Below are 18191 nucleotides of genomic sequence, written 5' to 3'. Positions count from 1 at the left end.
CAAGAGGTCTTTAGTTCTTCATTATTTTAAAGATCTCTTTATTACTGTCATTACCAACCTGTATAAAATACAAACCGGCTGGCAGGCCATCCAGTGACAATGTCTTCCTGCTGTTGTCACTGATCTCTACCGTTTTCAGCAAACGCATATCTGCACCAAATACGCGCGCCTGCACCTTACCGGTGATAGGCTTGCTGTATTGGATAAATACGTAGTTGCTGGCCGGATTCGGATAGACACTCACTGTCTCCTGTCTGGTCACCGGCGCCAGCTTGTTTGGCAGGACACCAGGTGCAGCCACCCGCTGTTCTATCACACCACTGCTGAGTGCATCATATGCATTTACCTTAAATTGACCACAGAGTGCCTTCGGATATACCTTCTGGAATAGTGTATACTTCTCTGCATACGGTTTAAATGAAAGTGCGACCGGTGATACCGTGAGCTGTTTAGGACTCAGGTTCAGGCTACTTACCGGTGGCTGGTGTATTTTTATACACTGCTGGTTAGTGGTGGATAGATCACGGATAAGTACATTGGTGAATGTACTGGTATTGCTGGCGCTACTAATGATGTAGTTGGCGTTGGCCAATATCGCAAACCTGTCTTTGCCGGCAGCTTTTATTTCCACACCATACCGCTCCGTATAGCTGGCCGTTTGCGGAAAAGTACTGAACTCCACAAGCCCGAGCGTACCAGGCAGATAGCGCAGTTGCAGGAAGAACACCTCTTTACTCACAGCAGTGTAGTAACTGGTGGTGAACCCTGTCAGGTAAAGCAGATAGTTCTGATTACCCAGATCGCGGATAACAAGATCATTAGACTCCTCTGTACCGGCATCGCCTACATGGAAAGCCCCTATGATGGCGCCCGTTTCCCTGACGTCCAGTATCAGTACCTGCCTGTTCACCGCACCTGTAGCTGCTGTAACATCCGTAAAACCGGATATAAAGAAGGCATCATTACCCGCAATGCTGGTACGCTTCACGATCTTGGTACCTGCCGATTCCGTAGTAGCGCCAATATAGGCGAAACCGGTAACCGGCACACCGCCAGGCTGAAGACGGAGGAAAAGTGCCTGACGGGGACCACCAAATCCATTGGTACACAGCTCTACATAACCTGTCAGGATAATGTTGTTATCAGTCGCCTCTGTCAGCGACAACGCATTTGCGTTACAGGTGAAGTTAGTCGAGTACTGGTAGTTCCATACGATGGTACCACCATTGGTGAGACGCGTCGCCAGCACATTGATCTGCTGACCGGCTGGCACGGGACTGTAACGCCCTGCAATGATCACATCCCCATTCACTGCCTCGATCAGATCATTGTACTCAATGAGCGCATTCGCGTTGGCAGTGCTCACTGAGCTGAAATGCAGCTTCTGTACCCAGACAGGGTTCAGTAGCGGATTCAGACGAACGATTACCGGCGTCGAATACACAGGGATGCCATTGACCAGGTTAGTGGACTGGATCACATAACCTAACAGATAGTAACCCTGACCGTTCTTCATCCGGAAGATCTTCTTGGGCAACAGCGACGGCAGCCCTTTGCCTGGTTGCGGCACCACATGCTCGGAAATGAAATTACCGCTGGCATCAAACTGGTCGAGTGATAAAGAACTTTTCGTGGAATCCTGGTAAACATTAGCGCTCCATAACAAAAATGCCTGCGGAGCAGAAGCAGAGAATGGCGTGTCTACGACGAAACTTGCTGCTTTGTAGTGGAATTGCAATGCGAACGCATTATAGTACTGCTGATCCGCATTTTGTCCGTGGGTAATGCTCACACCAATAAACCAGGCAATAACAACCAGGTAGACATGTTTGCTCATGAGGGATAGTTTTAAGTTAACAAAAGGGTTATCGTAAAAGGCGACAGAATATCGCTGAAAAGGTAAGCAGACATGGCTGTAACCTACACGCAGTCGCCGGGGCCGGTCACACTTTACCTTGTGCCTACGATCAGGTGATATAGCGTAAGATACCTGTGCAACTATCTGCTGTATACTATCTGGTCTGCTTATTTTCCGGTCACCGGAATATCATATAAAGGGCACTTCAATATCAACAGGATATATAAGTACCCTTTATATGCAGTATTAGTACTTATTTTATATGAATACCACATGCTTTTCAGAAGGATACAAATAGCTTTGTACCTATAAACCTCAAAACTGACATTTATGGCCATTGTTAAGGATAATATCCTCCTGCAACTCGTGCGGGGCACGATTGGAAAACAACTCACTATTTACGAACGGAACGGGCAGATCATCATGGCAAAGAAACGCCGCCCTTCTAACAGAAAACCAACACAGAAACAGCTGGAAGCCAGGCACAAAATGCGTGTCGCGGCCGATCTGGCCAGGGACATGATGAATGATCCTGCGATAAAGGCCTATTATGCTTCACTCGCAGGTCCGGGACAGAATGCCTATAATATGGCGGTAAAAGATGCGTATCGCTCTCTGGAAGTGCAGCAACTCCGGCTGGAAGGAACTGAAGTGGTTGTGACAACGCAGGATGAATTTCGCGTAGCGGAAGTGCAGGTGCAGGTAGTTGATGCTGACGGTGTCATCAAGGAAAGCGGACCCGCTGTCTTAGGCCGTAACGGGATAGACTGGCGCTATCACCCAACCACGCTGCCTGCAGGCGGAAAGATCATTGTGGTAGTGGCTGATCTGCCGGGTAACAGATCAGTCAGAGAATTACTATTGCTGTAACAGAAGACTCCGCCGCATACAGGACCCTATCATCCGGGGTGAGGCAGTATTACGGTCGGCCGTAACGCCGCTCTTCGCTCGCATTAATAAATGCAGGAATTTATAAAACCATTGGAACGCCAGGGGTAATGCCTTCGTATGCCCTATGAAGCACGACTGGTTAATCTATGCCCTCCCTCTTCCTACAAAAATATTTTGCTCCCCGTTCAGGGTGCATGCCTTTTCGTTTGACCTTGTTATAAGCAAAGACATCTCTGACATGGCCAACGAACATGCTAACATACGTATCCGGGAACTCTCCCGTAAGCTAATGGAAGGTACGATCTCCCCAAAAGAGGAGGAAGAACTGACCCGGTGGCTGAACCACGACGATGGTGAGACGCTGGATATTCCCGCTGATTTTGCCGCCAGCCGGGAGATCCACGAAAAACGCATTAAAAAGGCCATTTCCGACAGGATCAGACCCAATAGGACACAAAGACGCCTGATCATTACTTCAGCCGCCGCAGCGGTCTTATTGGTCGCAATGATCGCATATCAGCTATTCACTCCCTCCGCCATTGTTGATAAAAAGACCAGCATCGCTGTAACGGACCCGCTGCCTGCCGGCAACAAGGCCGTACTTACGCTCGGGAATGGCGACCAGGTCATACTGGATGATATGGCAACCGGCGCGCGGCTCGATCAGGCCATTAAAGAAGACAGTGGCATGCTCTCCTATCAGCATACCACCTCCGCCACTGTGCAGATCAATACACTTGCTACCCCACGGGGCGGAAAATTCACCATCACGTTACCGGATGGCACCCGTGTATGGCTGAACGCTGCCAGTAAACTGACCTACCCCACTGCGTTTGACAAAAACGAAAGAACGGTGGAACTGGTCGGCCAGGCATATTTCGAAGTGGCACAGATGGCCAATCAGCCCTTTCATGTGAAAGCGGGCGGATTACATATCAAGGTACTGGGCACCAGTTTCGATATTATGGCCTATCCTGATGAAAAGCATATTAACACCACACTTGTCACCGGCAGCGTACAGGTGATCAACGGCCTTGCAATAAAACAACTAAAACCTCAGCAACAGGCGGTTGCTGATCTGAATACAGGGACACTCGCTGTGAAAACAGGTAACATAGACAAAACGCTGGCCTGGAAAAATGGCCTTTTCATTTTCAACGACGCAGACTTTGAAGGAGTCCTCAGGGAGATCTCCCGATGGTACGATATTGAATTTATCAATCTGGCAGGAAATAGCAACGAACTATATGGGGGAAGTATCAGCAGAAATGCAAAGTTATCGGATGTATTAAAACTACTGTCAACAGCCAGCTCACTGCATTTTAAAACCGAAGGACGACAGGTGACCATTTTGCCTTAATAAGTATCTGATTATAAAACAAAAATCCACATGCAGGACATGTATGTATCGTAACTGACCACGTAAACAATTACCAGCAGAAACGGAGGTGCTGGGAACACCCCCGTTCAAATGTCTGGAAAGCCAAAATCATGTAACTGGGTTCCATCCGCAAAGCGGGTGAAATCTGATTTAGAACCACCAAACATTGCAAATTTATGCATTTTCAAAGTAATGCACGGGCTTCGTATGGAATGAAGTCATCAACCAAAATATGGCTGATAATGAAGTTAACGGCTTTTTTACTCCTTGTGACTTTCCTGCACGTCAATGCGGTAGGCTATTCGCAAAAGGTCTCACTCTCTGTCCGCAACAAAAGCCTCCAGGAAATATTTCCTGAGCTGACACGACAGACAGGCATTTCTATCTTCTATAAAGAAGTGCTTATGAAGCATACCTCGCCTGTTACTATACAGGTGAACGGTGCCAGTTTAACAGAGGTCCTGGACCTGCTCACCCGGGATCAGCCTGTCAGCTATTCGCTGGAAGGGGGGAACGTATTTATCAGACTCCGCGCTGTCAGTCACGCGTCGCTGCCGCCTGTCGCCGATACGCCCAGACTGACTATCAGCGGTCGTGTAGTAGATGCCGCAGGCTTAATACTACCCGGCGCCACGGTCCTGAACAAAAGAAGCGGGAAGGTCGTGCCCACCAATGACCAGGGACGATACAGTATCGGGGCCAACGTTGGCGACTCTGTACAGTTCTCGTATATCGGCTACTCCCAGCAAACCATCGCTATCCGCGACCAGCTGACCATTAACATCGTACTGGAAGCAAAAAGTGGTAGTGTGAAAGATATCGTCGTGGTCGGATATGGGCGCCAGAAGAGGATCAGCCTGATCGGCGCACAGTCTTCCATTAAAGCGGAAGACCTGAAGATCCCATCGGCCAACCTGACCAATGCCATCGCCGGCCGTGTAGCAGGTGTCATTGGTGTACAACGTAGCGGAGAACCAGGCTACGATGGTTCGCAGATATACATCCGGGGTATCTCTACTTTTACCAACAGCAGTCCACTGGTACTCGTAGATGGCGTGGAAAGGACGTTCAATAATATCGACCCGGAAGACATTGCCAGCTTTACCATTCTGAAAGATGCTTCCGCTACGGCGGTATATGGCGTGCGTGGCGCCAACGGCGTTATCCTGATCGAAACTAAAAAAGGTAAACAGGGCAAACCGCAGGTCAATGTGCAGTTGAACCAGGGTATCACCCAGTTCACGAAAACACCGCAGTTCGCAGATGGTGTCACTTACCTCCGCATGGCAAATGAAGCCTATGCCAATACCAACCCACGTGCCACTCCGCTCTATTCGGAAGAGAAAATACAGAAGACTGCCGACGGCAGTGATCCGGATCTTTATCCGAACGTCAACTGGATGAAGGAAATGTTTAACAAATACGGGTATAACAGAAGGGTCAACCTGAATGCCAGCGGTGGATCAGAAAGAGCTACCTATTATCTGTCTGCAGGCTATTACAACGAAACCGGTTTATATAAAACAGATGAACTGGCACAGTATAATTCGGCCATCAGATTTACCCGCTACAACTTTACCAGTAACCTCACCTTACAGGTATTTAAAAATACAAAAGTAGATTTTGGCGCCTCCGGCTGGATCTCCGACGGCAACTATCCCGGCAAAGGGACCGGCGATATCTGGAATGCTGCCTATATCATGCCGCCGACCATCATCCCCGTCAAATATTCCAATGGTCTCATTCCTCAGGTACGCGGTGAAGAAGCGAATCCCTACGACATGCTCACGCAAAGCGGTTATGTCAACAATACAAACAGCCAGCTGTGGTCAAACGCACGCATCACACAGGATTTAAGTCCGCTGCTGAAAGGCCTGTCCATGTACGGCATGTTCTCTTTTGACAACTACAACTATCACCAGATCTCCCGCACTAAAACAGTGGATACGTGGTTTGCGACCAACCGCGATGCTGCCGGAAACCTGGTATTCGAGCAAACCCGCGTTGGCTCCAGCTACCTCGGCTACACCAGGAACAACAACGGCAGCCGCCAGTTCTATTCTGAAGCGGCAATTAACTATAACAGCTCCTTCGGCAAACACGATGTGACCGGCATGTTATTATACAACCAGAGCGATCGTACCGACGCATTTGCCGGCAACTTCATTGATGCCATTCCCTACCGCTACCAGGGCGTTGCTGCAAGAGCAACCTATGGATATGATGAGCGCTATCTACTGGAACTGAACCTCGGTTATAATGGCTCTGAGACATTCAGTAAGAACGCCCGCTTTGGTTTCTTCCCTTCTTATGGTGTAGGATGGGTAGCCTCCAATGAACGTTTCTTTCAGCCCATCAAACAGACCATACAGTTCCTGAAGTTCCGTGGTTCCTATGGCATCGTGGGTAACAGCAGCATTGGCGGTCGTCGTTTTGCGTACATTTCAACCGTGGCGACTACGACAGGATACTCCTTTGGTAAGAATACCAACAACAATTACGGCGGGCTCGATGTGGGCGACTATGCTGTCGATGTAACCTGGGAACGTGCAAAGAAGACCAACGTGGGCGTAGAACTGCGTACATTGAAGGAGGCATTATCCGTCACTGCCGATCTCTTCATGGAAAACCGGGACGGCATATTCCGTCAACGTGGCGACCTGCCTAACTATTCAGGCATTCAGCGGGCACCCTATGGTAACCTCGGTGCGGTAAAGAACAAGGGGGTAGACGCGACCATTACATTCAATAAACAACTGACCAAAGACCTGTACTTCGAATTCCGTGGCAACTTCGTATGGAACCGTGCTATTGTGAAGGAAGATGCTAATGCACGCTGGCCGTACTCCTGGCAGCAGGTGATAGGACGCAAACTGGGACAACGTTTCGGATTAACGGCTTTAGGACTGTTCCAGTCCAGAGAGGAAATTGCCAACAGCCCGGTTCAGACAGGCGATATACAGCCCGGTGATATCAGGTACCAGGACCTCAACGGCGATGGTCGTATTGACAACTATGACCAGGGACCTATTGGTTATGGTTCTATTCCTGAGATCGTCTATGGCTTCGGCCCATCTTTCACCTATAAGGGGTTCAGTGTTGGCACCTGGATCAAAGGTATCAGCAATGTAGATATATCACTTAATGGTGAGGGGTTACAACCATTTCAGAAAGAAGGCTCCAGAGGGAATCTCTACAGTAACATCACCGATCGCTGGACACCGGATGGTGATAACCGACACCCATGGTACCCGCGGCTCACCTACCCTTCCACCTCAAACTCCAACTATTCCAACAGCACCTGGTGGATCAAAAATGGGGCATTTCTGCGCTTACAGAATGTGGAAGTTAGCTATACGCTACAAAACAAACGCTGGCTGAACAATCATGGCATCAGCAACTTCAGGGTCTATGCAGTAGGCTATAATGCCGCTACCTTCAGCAGTTTCAAGCTGTGGGACGTGGAGCTCGGAGATGGTAAAGGCGCGCAGTATCCTTTGCTGAAAACATACAGCTTTGGCATCGACTGCCGGTTCTAACAACAAACCCTTCAAGACATGAAAAAAAATACCACCTTTCAATATATAAGCATCTGTTTGCTGTTAATACTTGTATCGTCCTGCTCTAAATTTCTGGACCAGGTCCCCAATGACAGACAAACCATCGAAGAAGTATTTCAGAAGAAAAGACCTTCTGAAGAATACCTGGCGAATATCTACAACTACGTCCGCGATGAAAGTGACCAATGGAACGGGAATCCGTGGACGGGCAACTGTGATGAGATCAATGTGGCCTGGGCTAAATGGACTATCTACCAGGTGAATATCGGCAACTTCAGTCCGGGTACAGCGCCATTCTACACGTGGCAGTCTTACTACAATGGCATACGTTCGGCTACGTATTTTATTAATCATATTGATGGGAATAAAGAAATACTGGCGCTGGATGGTCAAAAGCTGATCGACCAGTATAAAGGAGAAGCGCGCTTCCTGCGTGCGTGGTTCTATTTCATGATCATACGTCAGTATGGGCCGGCAGTACTGCTGGGAGATAATGAGCTCCCGGCAGATGCCCCATCAGCAGATATGATGCTGCCACGCAATACCTTCGATGAATGTGTCGACTACATCGCAGCAGAACTGGATAAGGCAGCAACTGCATTACCCCTGGTACCAGCCAGCGACCGCGATTATGGCAGGGCGACCAAAGGAGCAGCACTGGCGATCAAGTCCAGACTCCTGTTGTATGCCGCAAGTCCGGAATATAACGGGAACACCGCATTTGCATCATTTGTGAATACAGCGGGAAAGCCTTTCATCTCTCAGGCGCCTGACCGGGAGCGCTGGAAAAAAGCGGCAGATGCGGCAAAAGCAGTCATTGACCTTAACCTGTATAGATTGTATGAAGACCCTTCCGGCGACCCGGTGAAGTCTTACCGGGGTATTCATTTAATGCCATGGAATGACGAATGTATTTTCGTGCGTAAAGATAATGACCTGTGGAACTGGGATTACAACTGTTCGCTACGCTCCGCCGGCGGATGGAATGGCATCTCTCCTGTGCAGGAAATGGTGGACGCCTATTTCATGAAAGATGGACTGCCCATTTCAAAATCACCGCTCTACACGGAAACAGGCTTTACCAATGGCGTGCATAATATGTACCTGAACCGGGAGCCACGCTTCTATGCATCCATCCTGTACAATGGTGCGAAATATAAAGGTGGTGCCATTACACAGGATTCTATCACCGTTGACATGACCTATTCCGGTAAGGACGGGAAGAAAAACGGAGGCGAAGATTATTCCCACACCGGTTACCTGGTGGCGAAAAATGTGTCTCCCGAGACCAACAGGCTGGCAGGCATTAGTAACAGTCGTCCCTATGTGCTGATACGTCTGGGTGAGATCTATCTCAACTATGCAGAAGCATTGGCTGAATATGGCGGCAATGATGCAGAAGCACTGAAATACCTTAACCTGATCCGCAAGAGAGCGGGTATTATCGAATATGGCAGTGGTGAGATGCCGACCTTGCATGGCGCGGAACTGATTGAAATGATCCGGGCTGAGCGACGTATTGAACTGGCGTTCGAATGTCATCGCTGGTTTGACGTGAGGAGATGGAAGATCGTAAAATCCATCATGACAGACCTCCATGGTATGAACGTAAATAAAGATGGTACGGAATTCTATCAGCGGGTGATAGCCGATACACGCGCGTGGAAAGACGCTTATTACTGGTTCCCGCTATCACAGTATGAAATGGACCGCGGTCTTAAACTCGTACAGAATCCGGGTTGGTAAAAACATTCATCACTACAATCACGATAAAACATGACATTCAGATATATAACAGCTTCTCTCCTGTTACCGGTGTTACTACTTTTCATAACCGGCTGTGAGAAGATCGAAATTCCAAAGGAAGATCAGGTTGCCGCTTCGAGTCAGGTATACATGGCAGCGGCGGCCAGGAACATGAACACACCGGTACTCCGTATGGCGGATACTACCTACAAGATCACGTATGGCGCGAGCTATGGCGGGTTCCAGAAACCTGCACAACCGATCAGCGTTGAATTCATCAATGACGTAGCTAAAGTGGCCACCTATAATACACAGTATGGAACCAATTATGCGGTGTTACCAGAAAGCTGCTATCAGCTGGAAACACTGAGCAGCGTTATCCCATCAGGAGAAATGTCAACAGCGCCCCTGGCGATCAGCATCAATCCCACGAAAGGGATGGTACTGTTCAAAGATTATCTGCTGGCTGTCTCTATTAAACAGGTGAGTAATAACGTGAAGCTGAACACGGCCTTACAGACGGCTTACTACATTATACGCGCATCTCTCGACTTTACTGATTTTACCGATTATGACCGTACGCAATGGTCAGTCGCCGGCATCTCATCTGAAGAACCGGCAGAAGGAGCTAACGGTGGACTGGGCATGCACACAATAGACGGAAACACCGCTACATTCTGGCACACGAAGTGGGATGGAGGCTTTGCACCGCCCCCACATTGGATGACCATTGATATGGGAGAAAAGAAAACCATTCATGGTCTGGTGATGACTGGCAGACAGAGTACCAACAGTGGTAAACCCAACCAGGTAAAGCTGGAGGTAAGTGATGATAGCACTACCTGGACAGATGCAGGAACATTTACGTTGCAAAATGTGAACGCAGTACAACGTTTTTTTGTAACAACGTTCCCCGAAGGACGTTATTTTAAAATAACCATATTAAGCAACTTTGGTAATGTACCGTATACACACCTTGCTGAACTGGGCGCTTTTTAGGACATTATAGATTTAGAGATATATGAAACCAATGCTATTTACATGGAAGGTCCGCGCAGTGACGGCAGGCTTTGTACTGATGTATTTACAGTCATCAGCACAATTCGATCAAAAGAAATATTATCAGTTAGTCGGCCAGCAGGAACAGGTGGCCGATGTTAAGGAGAACCGTCAGAATAATGCGCCTGTGGAACTGGCTCCGGCAGTAAAGAAAGCAGCTACACAGGCATGGACATTACAGCGACTGGAGAATGGCGCATGGATGGTCAATATGGCGCTCGGCCAGAAAAGTATCGACAATGGCAACAGGGCAGGCAAAAATGGGAACCCCGTACTGTTGTGGGACCATGAACCTGATAACCGCAACCAGCAATGGCTGATCCACCAGGAACCAAACGGAACGTTCACCATTACCAGCGTCGCCAGCGGACAGCGTCTCTGTACGCGTAAGGCACGATTATTCCAGGCACCAGCGGATAGTACAGATCCTTCTCAATACTGGCGGATCCTTCCTGTAAAAGCGAAGATCACGACGCCTGCAGCGCAAAAAGGAGACTACTGGGAAGATGAGCGCGTGTTTGCCGTTCATAAAGAGCCGGCCCACGTTACCTATATTCCCTTTCCATCAGTAAAAGCAGCAACGGAAGCGACGCCTTTCAGTGATTCCGGCAATATCTCTCCTTATTACCAGTCATTAAATGGTCAATGGAAATTCAACTGGGTAAAACAACCCGCCGACAGACCCAAAGACTTCTACCGTACCGGATATGATGACAGTGACTGGAAGACAATACCGGTACCCTCTAATATGGAAATGCAGGGATATGGTACGCCGATCTATACGAATATCACGTATCCGTTCAGGAATGATCCACCCAGAGTAATGGGCACAGTACCAGGTGACTGGACCGCTGCCAGGGAGCCGAATCCTGTTGGCTCCTACCGCAGGGAATTCATCATACCAGCCGGCTGGAAAGGCAGGGATATCTTCCTGCATTTCGATGGAGTGATCAGCGCCATGTATGTCTGGGTAAACGGGAAGCAGGTAGGCTATTCTGAAAACAGCTTCAGTCCCGCTGAGTTTAACATAGGTGCATATGTGAAACCGGGAAAGAACACCATTGCAGTACAGGTATATAAATACAGTGATGGGAGTTACCTGGAAGACCAGGATATGACACGTTTCAGTGGTATTCACAGAAGAGTATACCTCTTTGCTGTGCCGAAACTGCATATCCGTGACTACTTCATGCGTTCGGCGTTAAATACGGATCATACGTCCGCACATTTTTCCATTGAAGCAAAGCTGCAGAACAATGGCAAGGGCACAAGTGCGACGCTGGAGGCAGTAATACTGGATAAGGACGGCAAGTCTGCCGGAAAGATAGCACCTGTCAATATCACAGCACCGGCTAAAGGGCCGGCAGCCACCTGCCATCTATCCTGCGATGTAGATCATCCGTTATTATGGTCTGCCGAAACACCGGCACTTTATACGGTTCTCCTTACCCTGAAGGATGCGTCCGGACAGGTAACAGAAGTACTGACGTCTAAATTTGGTATCAGGGATGTGAAGATCAGCGACAGCCGTTTGCTGGTGAATGGTACACCAGTACTGCTGAAAGGTGTTAACAGGCATGAGATACATCCGGTACTGGGGAAGGCGGTGACAGTCGAAAGTATGGTACAGGACATCCTCCTGATGAAGCAGCATAATATTAACACCGTACGCTCCTGTCATTACCCGGATGATCCGGTGTGGCTGGAGTTGTGCGACTATTATGGCCTGTATATTATTGATGAGGCGAATCATGAAACACATGGTCACCAGAAGATAGCGAGCTACCCTTCCTGGCAGCCGGCCATTCTTGACCGTACTGTAAGACTGGTAGAACGTGATAAGAACCATGCGGCTGTCATCATCTGGTCACTGGGCAATGAGGCCGGTGCCGGACCGAACTTCGTTGCGGCAAGGGAAGCGGTGAGAAAGCTGGATCTGTCACGTCCTATCCACTATGAAGGAATGAACCAGGTAGGCGATATAGAGTCCAATATGTACCCCAGCGTTGACTATATTATTGAACGCGGTAAAGCACCCTCAGAGAAGCCTTATTTTATGTGCGAATATGCGCATGCGATGGGCAACTCGGTAGGCAACCTCAAAGAATACTGGGATGCGATAGAAAGCCATAAAAGACTGATCGGTGGCTGCATATGGGAATGGGTAGATCAGGGTATCCAGGCAAAAGTGCCGGGAGATACCAGCAAAACCTATTTCGCCTACGGCGGAGATCTGGGAGATAAGCCGAATGATGGTACGTTCAGTATAAAAGGGTTGGTGACATCTGATCGTCAGGTGAAGCCTGCACTCCTGGAAGTAGCAAAGGTCTATCAGTATGTGAAGTTTGCCGATGCCGGTTTGCAAAAAGGACTGGTAAAGATCAGTAACCGGTATGGATTCCTACACCTCTCTGACTTCCGGATCAAATGGACCTTACTGGAAAATGGTAAAGCCGTACAGCAGGGCGAACTACCGTATCTCTCCCTGCAACCAGGAGCGGATACCGTGCTGACCGTTCCCTGTAACCTGTCAGCTTTATCGCCAGCTGGAGAGTACTTCCTGAACATGGAAGTGGCTTTGTCACAGGATCAGTTGTGGGCGAAAAAGGGGCATGTCGTAGCAGCAGAACAACTCCTGGTAAAGCAACCGGCCAAACCGCTGGTGGCGGATAATTATGCGCAGCGACCAGTTGTGGTACAGCAGACAGATAGCCATGTGGTCATTACCGGAAAAGACATGCTGGTGCAGTTCGATAAGCAAACAGGCCGTCTGTCCGGATTGACATATGGACAGCAGCAATACATCTCAGGTATAGACAACGGCATTGCTGTTAACCTTTACCGGGCCATGCTGGACAACGACCACACGGGAGACTGGGGACAGCCCTACGATACCCGTTCCCTGGGTTATGATCAACCGGAATATACATTGAATAAGATGGAGGTGATCCCTAACCAGACGGCAGTCCAGATAAAAACGGCTATTCGCGTGCATACCAAAAGCGGCTTCGGCGTCAGTGCCCGGTTGGACTACATCATCTATGGTACTGGTGAAATAAAAGTAGACGCCACACTCACTCCCGATAAAACCACGCAGTTCATCAACCGCCTCGGGGTACGCCTGATACTGGATGAAGGGCTGGAACAGGTAGACTGGTACGGCCGCGGACCACATGAAAACTACATCGACCGTAAAGAATCGGCATTTGTGGGCCGGTTCAGTCGTGCGGTGAAAGACATGGAGGAGCTGTATGATAAGCCACAGGGAATGGGTAACCGGGAAGATGTTCGCTGGTTACGTCTTTCAGGCGCAAAACGGGGGATTGAGATTGTCAGTCATGACACTATGAGCTTCAGCGCGCTGCACTTAACGGACCAGGACCTCGGCAAGGCTGCACATCGCTATGAGTTAAAACCACGGAAAGAAACAGTGCTCACACTGGATGCATCGCAGATGGGTGTGGGTAATGGAAGTTGTGGTCCTATTCAGTTGCCACAGTACCTGGTACCGGTTGCACCATGTCAGCTGTCTTTTACCATAAGACCGGCTGTTCTGTAGGCGAGGTAACTATAGCAGGCACAGTGTATTTCAAATATGCGTGTCAGCAGATGAGCATGTATGGAAGGCAAACGTGTTGTTTGTCTTCCATGCTTTCAGCTATTAGAGAAGAAGTGATAACAGGGAAGAAAAAAGCTGACTGATACTGGCCCGGATAGTTTTTAAAGCGCGGCTGATATGGGTTTCTACGGTCTTTTCAGAAATCTGCATCTGTCGCGCTATTTCTTTTTGCGTATACCCTTCCTCACGTAACTGGTAAGCCATACGGCATTTCTCAGGGAGCCCCGAGACCATCTTCATCAACCACCGGCGCAGTTCTTCAAAGCTGATCCATTCTTCTGTACCGGAGTGTGTTGTATTTAACTGGCTGATAAGGTATTGCTCATACGTTCTGATACGGTCCTGTCTGGCGAGGTAGTTAATGATGCGGTATTTGACCGCCACTACGAGGTAACCTTCCAGCGTCTCATATATATCCAGTTCCTCACGGCGGCGCCAGAGATCTACGAATACGTCTTGTACAATACTTTCCGCTTCTCCGTATTCCTCCAGCTTTTTGGCAGCAATATAGAAGAGTTTATCCCAATAACGATGGTAGATCTCGTTGAATGCCCTATGCTCACCGGCCCTGAGAAGGCCCAGCAATTCTTGGTTGGTATAGTTATCAGGCTGCATTATCGGAACGGGAAATATATATCGAAAGGTAATTTAAATTTGTGGCTTATCAAAGCAAGCTGATAAATGTGACACCTACAGCTGACAGCTGAGGAGAAAAGCGCACTGGTTGCTTTTCTCCATGCTATTTCAGCACAACCGCTCCATGTGGTGAGGCCGGTATTGCCTCAGTGAGCAGGGTTATAAATTTCTGATTTTTTTCTCCTGTTGTAAAGCTTTTAAGTTCTTACCGTTTACTATTGCAATGACACTTAATGAGGTGCCAATAGCGATCATAGTACTGAACTTCTTATCTGTCAGCGTGAGGTATATGCCAGTTGCCAGCATCAATAACACCGCGACGAGTGACAGTGTGAACCCTATTTTGGCTGTTTTTTCGTTCTTCAGCAATTCGTCATTGCTCATTTCTGTGGGCTTCCTGGTGGTCATAGGAAAATATAGGTTTTATTGTTAGAGGCATAAGTTAAGGAATTATTCAGGTTATACAATAGGCTGGCGATGGGTTCCCTGTTGAATATCTCTTTATAACGAAACGGCATCCTTCGTATACTGATTTTCAGCCGCCGGACAATAAACATAAAAAGACTCAAATACTTGTTATGTTTATGGCGCCCTAATCAACACGTTAGAAAAAATGCAGTTCCGTTATCTCGTTATGGTGGTCGCCTCTTACCTGGGACTAACCCGCGAAACACTAAGCCGGATCAGGAGCCATTATAACCAAACGGATAAAGACGGGTGAGCCGTCCAGGCAAGTAATTTGAGCCATTAAGGAAAATAGGACCGCTATCAAAAGTGGATCTTTGTGTCATCAAATCAATTAATAATGGCAATGACAACAATAACAAAGATCGCCCTGGGCAATAACGGGCCACTCGTGTCTAAACTGGGTTTGGGCTGTATGCGTATGTCCTCTACCTGGGGACGCGCCGCAACCGACGAGAACGAGAGTATTGCTACAATAGAAATGGCGCTGGACAGCGGCATCAATTTCCTGAATACAGGCGACTTTTATGGCAGCGGGCACAATGAAATGCTGGTGGGTAAAGCGATCAAAGGCAGAAGGGATGACGCTTTTATCAGTGTTAAGTTTGGTGCGATCTTTTACGGTGGCAAGGTACTCGGATTAGACCTCCGTCCTATCGCTATCAAAAACTTCATTAATTACTCCCTGGTACGACTGGGAGTGGATACCATCGATCTCTACCAACCCTGCCGGCTGGATAACAGTGTTCCTGTTGAAGATGTGATCGGCACTGTCGCCGATCTGATAAAAGAGGGAAAGGTGCGTCATCTCGGCGTCTCGGAAATAACTGCCGACCAGCTGCGTAAAGCTCATAGTATTCATCCCGTAGCAGCACTGGAAATAGGCTACTCGCTGGCCGACCGCCAGATAGAAAGTGACCTGCTTCCCACGGCCAAAGCACTGGGAATAGGCGTTGTGGCATTTGCGAATACCGCAGAAGGCTTACTGACCGGCGATTTAAAAGCCCCACTTCCTGAAAATGACTATCGCCACCACTTCTCCCGCTTTCAGGGGGACAACCTGGTAAAGAACCTGGAAAAAGTGGAAGTATTAAAGCAGATGGCAAAGGATAAAGGACTTACGCCGACACAACTGGCGATTGCCTGGGTAAATGCACAGGGCGATCATATCATGCCACTGGTCAGTATGAGCCGGAGATCAAGGCTGCCGGAAAACATACAGGCAATGGAGATAGTATTTACGCCTGATGAAATGCATACGCTTAACACCCATTTTTCTCAAAACGCGATACTCGGAGGCACCTACCTTCAGCGATAATGAGGGGGGCTTACAAGCCCCTTCTCTTTCCTATCTTTACATTATGATCAATCGTTCCGAAATAATTCCCGGCGTGCTCTTCTTCTCCTATCACTCGTCCATGAGGAAGGAGAAAATAGCATTCATGGAGCACAACACGCTGATCTTACAGGTCTCTGGTACTTTTCACCTGGAGACTGCCACACAGCACATTTCTATTCAGCGGGGGGAAATGCTGCTGGTACAGAAAAATCAACTGGGAGAAATCACGAAAGTTCCTGCGGAAGGGGGAATTTATCAGACCATTGTGATCCGGCTACAGGAGGAATTACTCAGGCAGATCGCGCTGGAGGAACAGATAGAGGTGCATCATAAATATACGGGACCTGCGTGTATCAATATTCCGGGCAATGAGTTCCTGCATGCGTTCTTCCAGTCCTTACTTCCCTATGTCCGGCATCCGGATGAGAAAATAACCCGCCATGTGGGAATGCTTAAAGTGAAAGAAGCGGTATATATCCTTCTTAACAACATACCTGCCCTCAGGGACTTTCTGTTTGACTTTTCAGAGCCTTATAAAATAGATCTGGAAAAGTTCATGCGCAGCAACTTTCACTATAATATCCCGGTGGAGAAATTTGCGCAGCTTACGGGCAGAAGTCTTGCAGGGTTTAAACGCGACTTCCAGAAAATATTCGACATGGCTCCACGGCAGTGGCTACTGGAAAGAAGGCTTACGGAGGCCCGGCATCTGATAGAGAGCAAGCGTAAAAAGCCGTCGGCTATTTATCTTGACCTGGGATTTGAGAGCCTGTCCCATTTCTCTCACTCTTTTAAGAAGAAATTTGGTAAAGCGCCTACAGCGTGGGATTAAATGAGTTTACTGTTAACCGCGTAAGACAGCGCTTCTACGATATTAGTGACCTGCAGCCGTTCAAATATACGTCGCCGGTAGTATTTAATTGTATCAGGAACGACAAACAACCGCTCGGCAATCTGGTTAATATTGAGTCCCTGTGCGTGTAAACGTAATACCTCTATCTCCCTTTCAGTAAGCACCGGCTTTTCCATTTTATGCCACGTTCTGGTGCCCGGGTTCAGCTCCCACAGGTCGCCTGCTCCCTGTCTATAGATACGCGCGTTACCGGCTGACTGATGAGGAGACAATGATACGATACACATGGACTTCCACATTTTGCCATCCACGGTAAGGAAAAGTGGCGTCAGCTTATGGTTAATCAGCACCTGTTTTCCCTCTTTGTTTATCAGGTGGAAATCATAGGTGATACTGTAGTGTTTTCTTTCATCCACAGGAATATTAGCATAAAAGTCAAAGCCAGCTTCATTGATCCGCGACAGCATCTCCAGGTCCTTTTCAGGGACGTGGCGAAAGTAGAATTCATATCCCAGCTGCAGTACTTCTTCGGAGGAATACCCGCACAAAAACAATGGATTATCTGATACATACTCAAATGACATATCGGTATAATCGATCACGTACACGCTTTCGTAGGTAAGCCGGGCAAATGCCTTTACCACCTCCAGGTAGTGCTGCGTATCCTGGTCTGCCTCCTGGACCGCCCCTAACTTATTCCTTGTCAGTAAGCTGGAACTATTCTTCATTTAATACATTTACTCGAATATAAATTTACACTCTAGTGTAGGGTTTCGCAAATTTT

At 48.3% G+C, this 18191-nt stretch carries 12 protein-coding genes; 8 read left to right on the top strand and 4 right to left on the bottom strand.

Going from position 1 to position 18191, the window contains the following annotated elements; translation table 11 throughout:
* Positions 1-10: 10 nt before the first annotated feature.
* Positions 11-1837, bottom strand: a complete 1827-nt coding sequence (locus GWR21_RS30550) for a T9SS type A sorting domain-containing protein (RefSeq protein ID WP_162335476.1) — start codon at positions 1835-1837, stop codon at positions 11-13.
* Between the two features lie 351 nt (positions 1838-2188).
* On the opposite strand from GWR21_RS30550, the gene GWR21_RS30545 reads away from it, so the two are divergent.
* The 6 genes from GWR21_RS30545 to GWR21_RS30520 all read left to right on the top strand — a co-directional run bounded on the left by GWR21_RS30545 (position 2189) and on the right by GWR21_RS30520 (position 14054).
* Positions 2189-2728, top strand: a complete 540-nt coding sequence (locus tag GWR21_RS30545) for a hypothetical protein (RefSeq protein ID WP_162335475.1) — start codon at positions 2189-2191, stop codon at positions 2726-2728.
* 259 nt (positions 2729-2987) lie between these two features.
* On the top strand, positions 2988-4109 hold the full coding sequence (locus GWR21_RS30540) for a FecR family protein (RefSeq protein ID WP_162335474.1): 1122 nt from the start codon (positions 2988-2990) through the stop codon (positions 4107-4109).
* 263 nt (positions 4110-4372) lie between these two features.
* Positions 4373-7669 (top strand): SusC/RagA family TonB-linked outer membrane protein, encoded by a 3297-nt coding sequence (locus GWR21_RS30535; RefSeq protein ID WP_162335473.1) that lies wholly within the window; start codon positions 4373-4375, stop codon positions 7667-7669.
* Positions 7670-7687: 18 nt separating this feature from the next.
* The gene (locus GWR21_RS30530; RefSeq protein ID WP_162335472.1) at positions 7688-9436 is read left to right on the top strand and encodes a RagB/SusD family nutrient uptake outer membrane protein; all 1749 of its coding nucleotides are present in this window, start codon (positions 7688-7690) and stop codon (positions 9434-9436) included.
* Between the two features lie 30 nt (positions 9437-9466).
* Entirely contained in the window at positions 9467-10435 is a 969-nt protein-coding gene (locus tag GWR21_RS30525) for a BT_3987 domain-containing protein (RefSeq protein WP_162335471.1), read from the top strand.
* Positions 10436-10457: 22 nt separating this feature from the next.
* Positions 10458-14054 (top strand): glycoside hydrolase family 2 TIM barrel-domain containing protein, encoded by a 3597-nt coding sequence (locus GWR21_RS30520; RefSeq protein ID WP_162335470.1) that lies wholly within the window; start codon positions 10458-10460, stop codon positions 14052-14054.
* 102 nt (positions 14055-14156) lie between these two features.
* On the opposite strand, the gene GWR21_RS30515 is transcribed toward GWR21_RS30520, so the two are convergent.
* Positions 14157-14729, bottom strand: coding sequence for an RNA polymerase sigma-70 factor (locus GWR21_RS30515; protein ID WP_162335469.1), 573 nt, complete (start codon positions 14727-14729; stop codon positions 14157-14159).
* Positions 14730-14909: 180 nt separating this feature from the next.
* Entirely contained in the window at positions 14910-15158 is a 249-nt protein-coding gene (locus GWR21_RS30510) for a hypothetical protein (protein ID WP_162335468.1), read from the bottom strand.
* Positions 15159-15561: 403 nt separating this feature from the next.
* On the opposite strand from GWR21_RS30510, the gene GWR21_RS30505 reads away from it, so the two are divergent.
* Both GWR21_RS30505 and GWR21_RS30500 read left to right on the top strand, forming a co-directional pair.
* A complete protein-coding gene (locus tag GWR21_RS30505; RefSeq protein ID WP_162335467.1) occupies positions 15562-16533 on the top strand; it encodes an aldo/keto reductase in 972 nt (323 codons plus the stop codon).
* A gap of 43 nt (positions 16534-16576) precedes the next feature.
* Entirely contained in the window at positions 16577-17386 is an 810-nt protein-coding gene (locus tag GWR21_RS30500; RefSeq protein WP_162335466.1) for a helix-turn-helix domain-containing protein, read from the top strand.
* Here GWR21_RS30500 and GWR21_RS30495 read toward each other — a convergent pair.
* Positions 17383-18135, bottom strand: coding sequence for a response regulator transcription factor (locus tag GWR21_RS30495; protein ID WP_162335465.1), 753 nt, complete (start codon positions 18133-18135; stop codon positions 17383-17385). The two genes, GWR21_RS30500 and GWR21_RS30495, sit on opposite strands and share 4 nt — an antisense overlap.
* Positions 18136-18191 lie beyond the last annotated feature (56 nt).

This window comes from Chitinophaga agri (assembly GCF_010093065.1).
GTDB lineage: Bacteria > Bacteroidota > Bacteroidia > Chitinophagales > Chitinophagaceae > Chitinophaga > Chitinophaga agri.
Note: the sequence above shows the minus strand (reverse complement) of the source record. Positions and strands in the feature narration are given on the sequence as shown.

What these genes read in the sequence shown, in the direction of transcription:
- GWR21_RS30550 (WP_162335476.1), bottom strand. Translation starts at nt 1,837, where the DNA reads ATGAGCAAACATGTCTACCTGGTTGTTATTGCCTGGTTTATTGGTGTG.
- GWR21_RS30535 (WP_162335473.1), top strand. Translation starts at nt 4,373, where the DNA reads ATGAAGTTAACGGCTTTTTTACTCCTTGTGACTTTCCTGCACGTCAAT.
- GWR21_RS30520 (WP_162335470.1), top strand. Translation starts at nt 10,458, where the DNA reads ATGAAACCAATGCTATTTACATGGAAGGTCCGCGCAGTGACGGCAGGC.
- GWR21_RS30545 (WP_162335475.1), top strand. Translation starts at nt 2,189, where the DNA reads ATGGCCATTGTTAAGGATAATATCCTCCTGCAACTCGTGCGGGGCACG.
- GWR21_RS30540 (WP_162335474.1), top strand. Translation starts at nt 2,988, where the DNA reads ATGGCCAACGAACATGCTAACATACGTATCCGGGAACTCTCCCGTAAG.
- GWR21_RS30525 (WP_162335471.1), top strand. Translation starts at nt 9,467, where the DNA reads ATGACATTCAGATATATAACAGCTTCTCTCCTGTTACCGGTGTTACTA.
- GWR21_RS30505 (WP_162335467.1), top strand. Translation starts at nt 15,562, where the DNA reads ATGACAACAATAACAAAGATCGCCCTGGGCAATAACGGGCCACTCGTG.
- GWR21_RS30530 (WP_162335472.1), top strand. Translation starts at nt 7,688, where the DNA reads ATGAAAAAAAATACCACCTTTCAATATATAAGCATCTGTTTGCTGTTA.
- GWR21_RS30500 (WP_162335466.1), top strand. Translation starts at nt 16,577, where the DNA reads ATGATCAATCGTTCCGAAATAATTCCCGGCGTGCTCTTCTTCTCCTAT.
- GWR21_RS30495 (WP_162335465.1), bottom strand. Translation starts at nt 18,135, where the DNA reads ATGAAGAATAGTTCCAGCTTACTGACAAGGAATAAGTTAGGGGCGGTC.
- GWR21_RS30515 (WP_162335469.1), bottom strand. Translation starts at nt 14,729, where the DNA reads ATGCAGCCTGATAACTATACCAACCAAGAATTGCTGGGCCTTCTCAGG.
- GWR21_RS30510 (WP_162335468.1), bottom strand. Translation starts at nt 15,158, where the DNA reads ATGACCACCAGGAAGCCCACAGAAATGAGCAATGACGAATTGCTGAAG.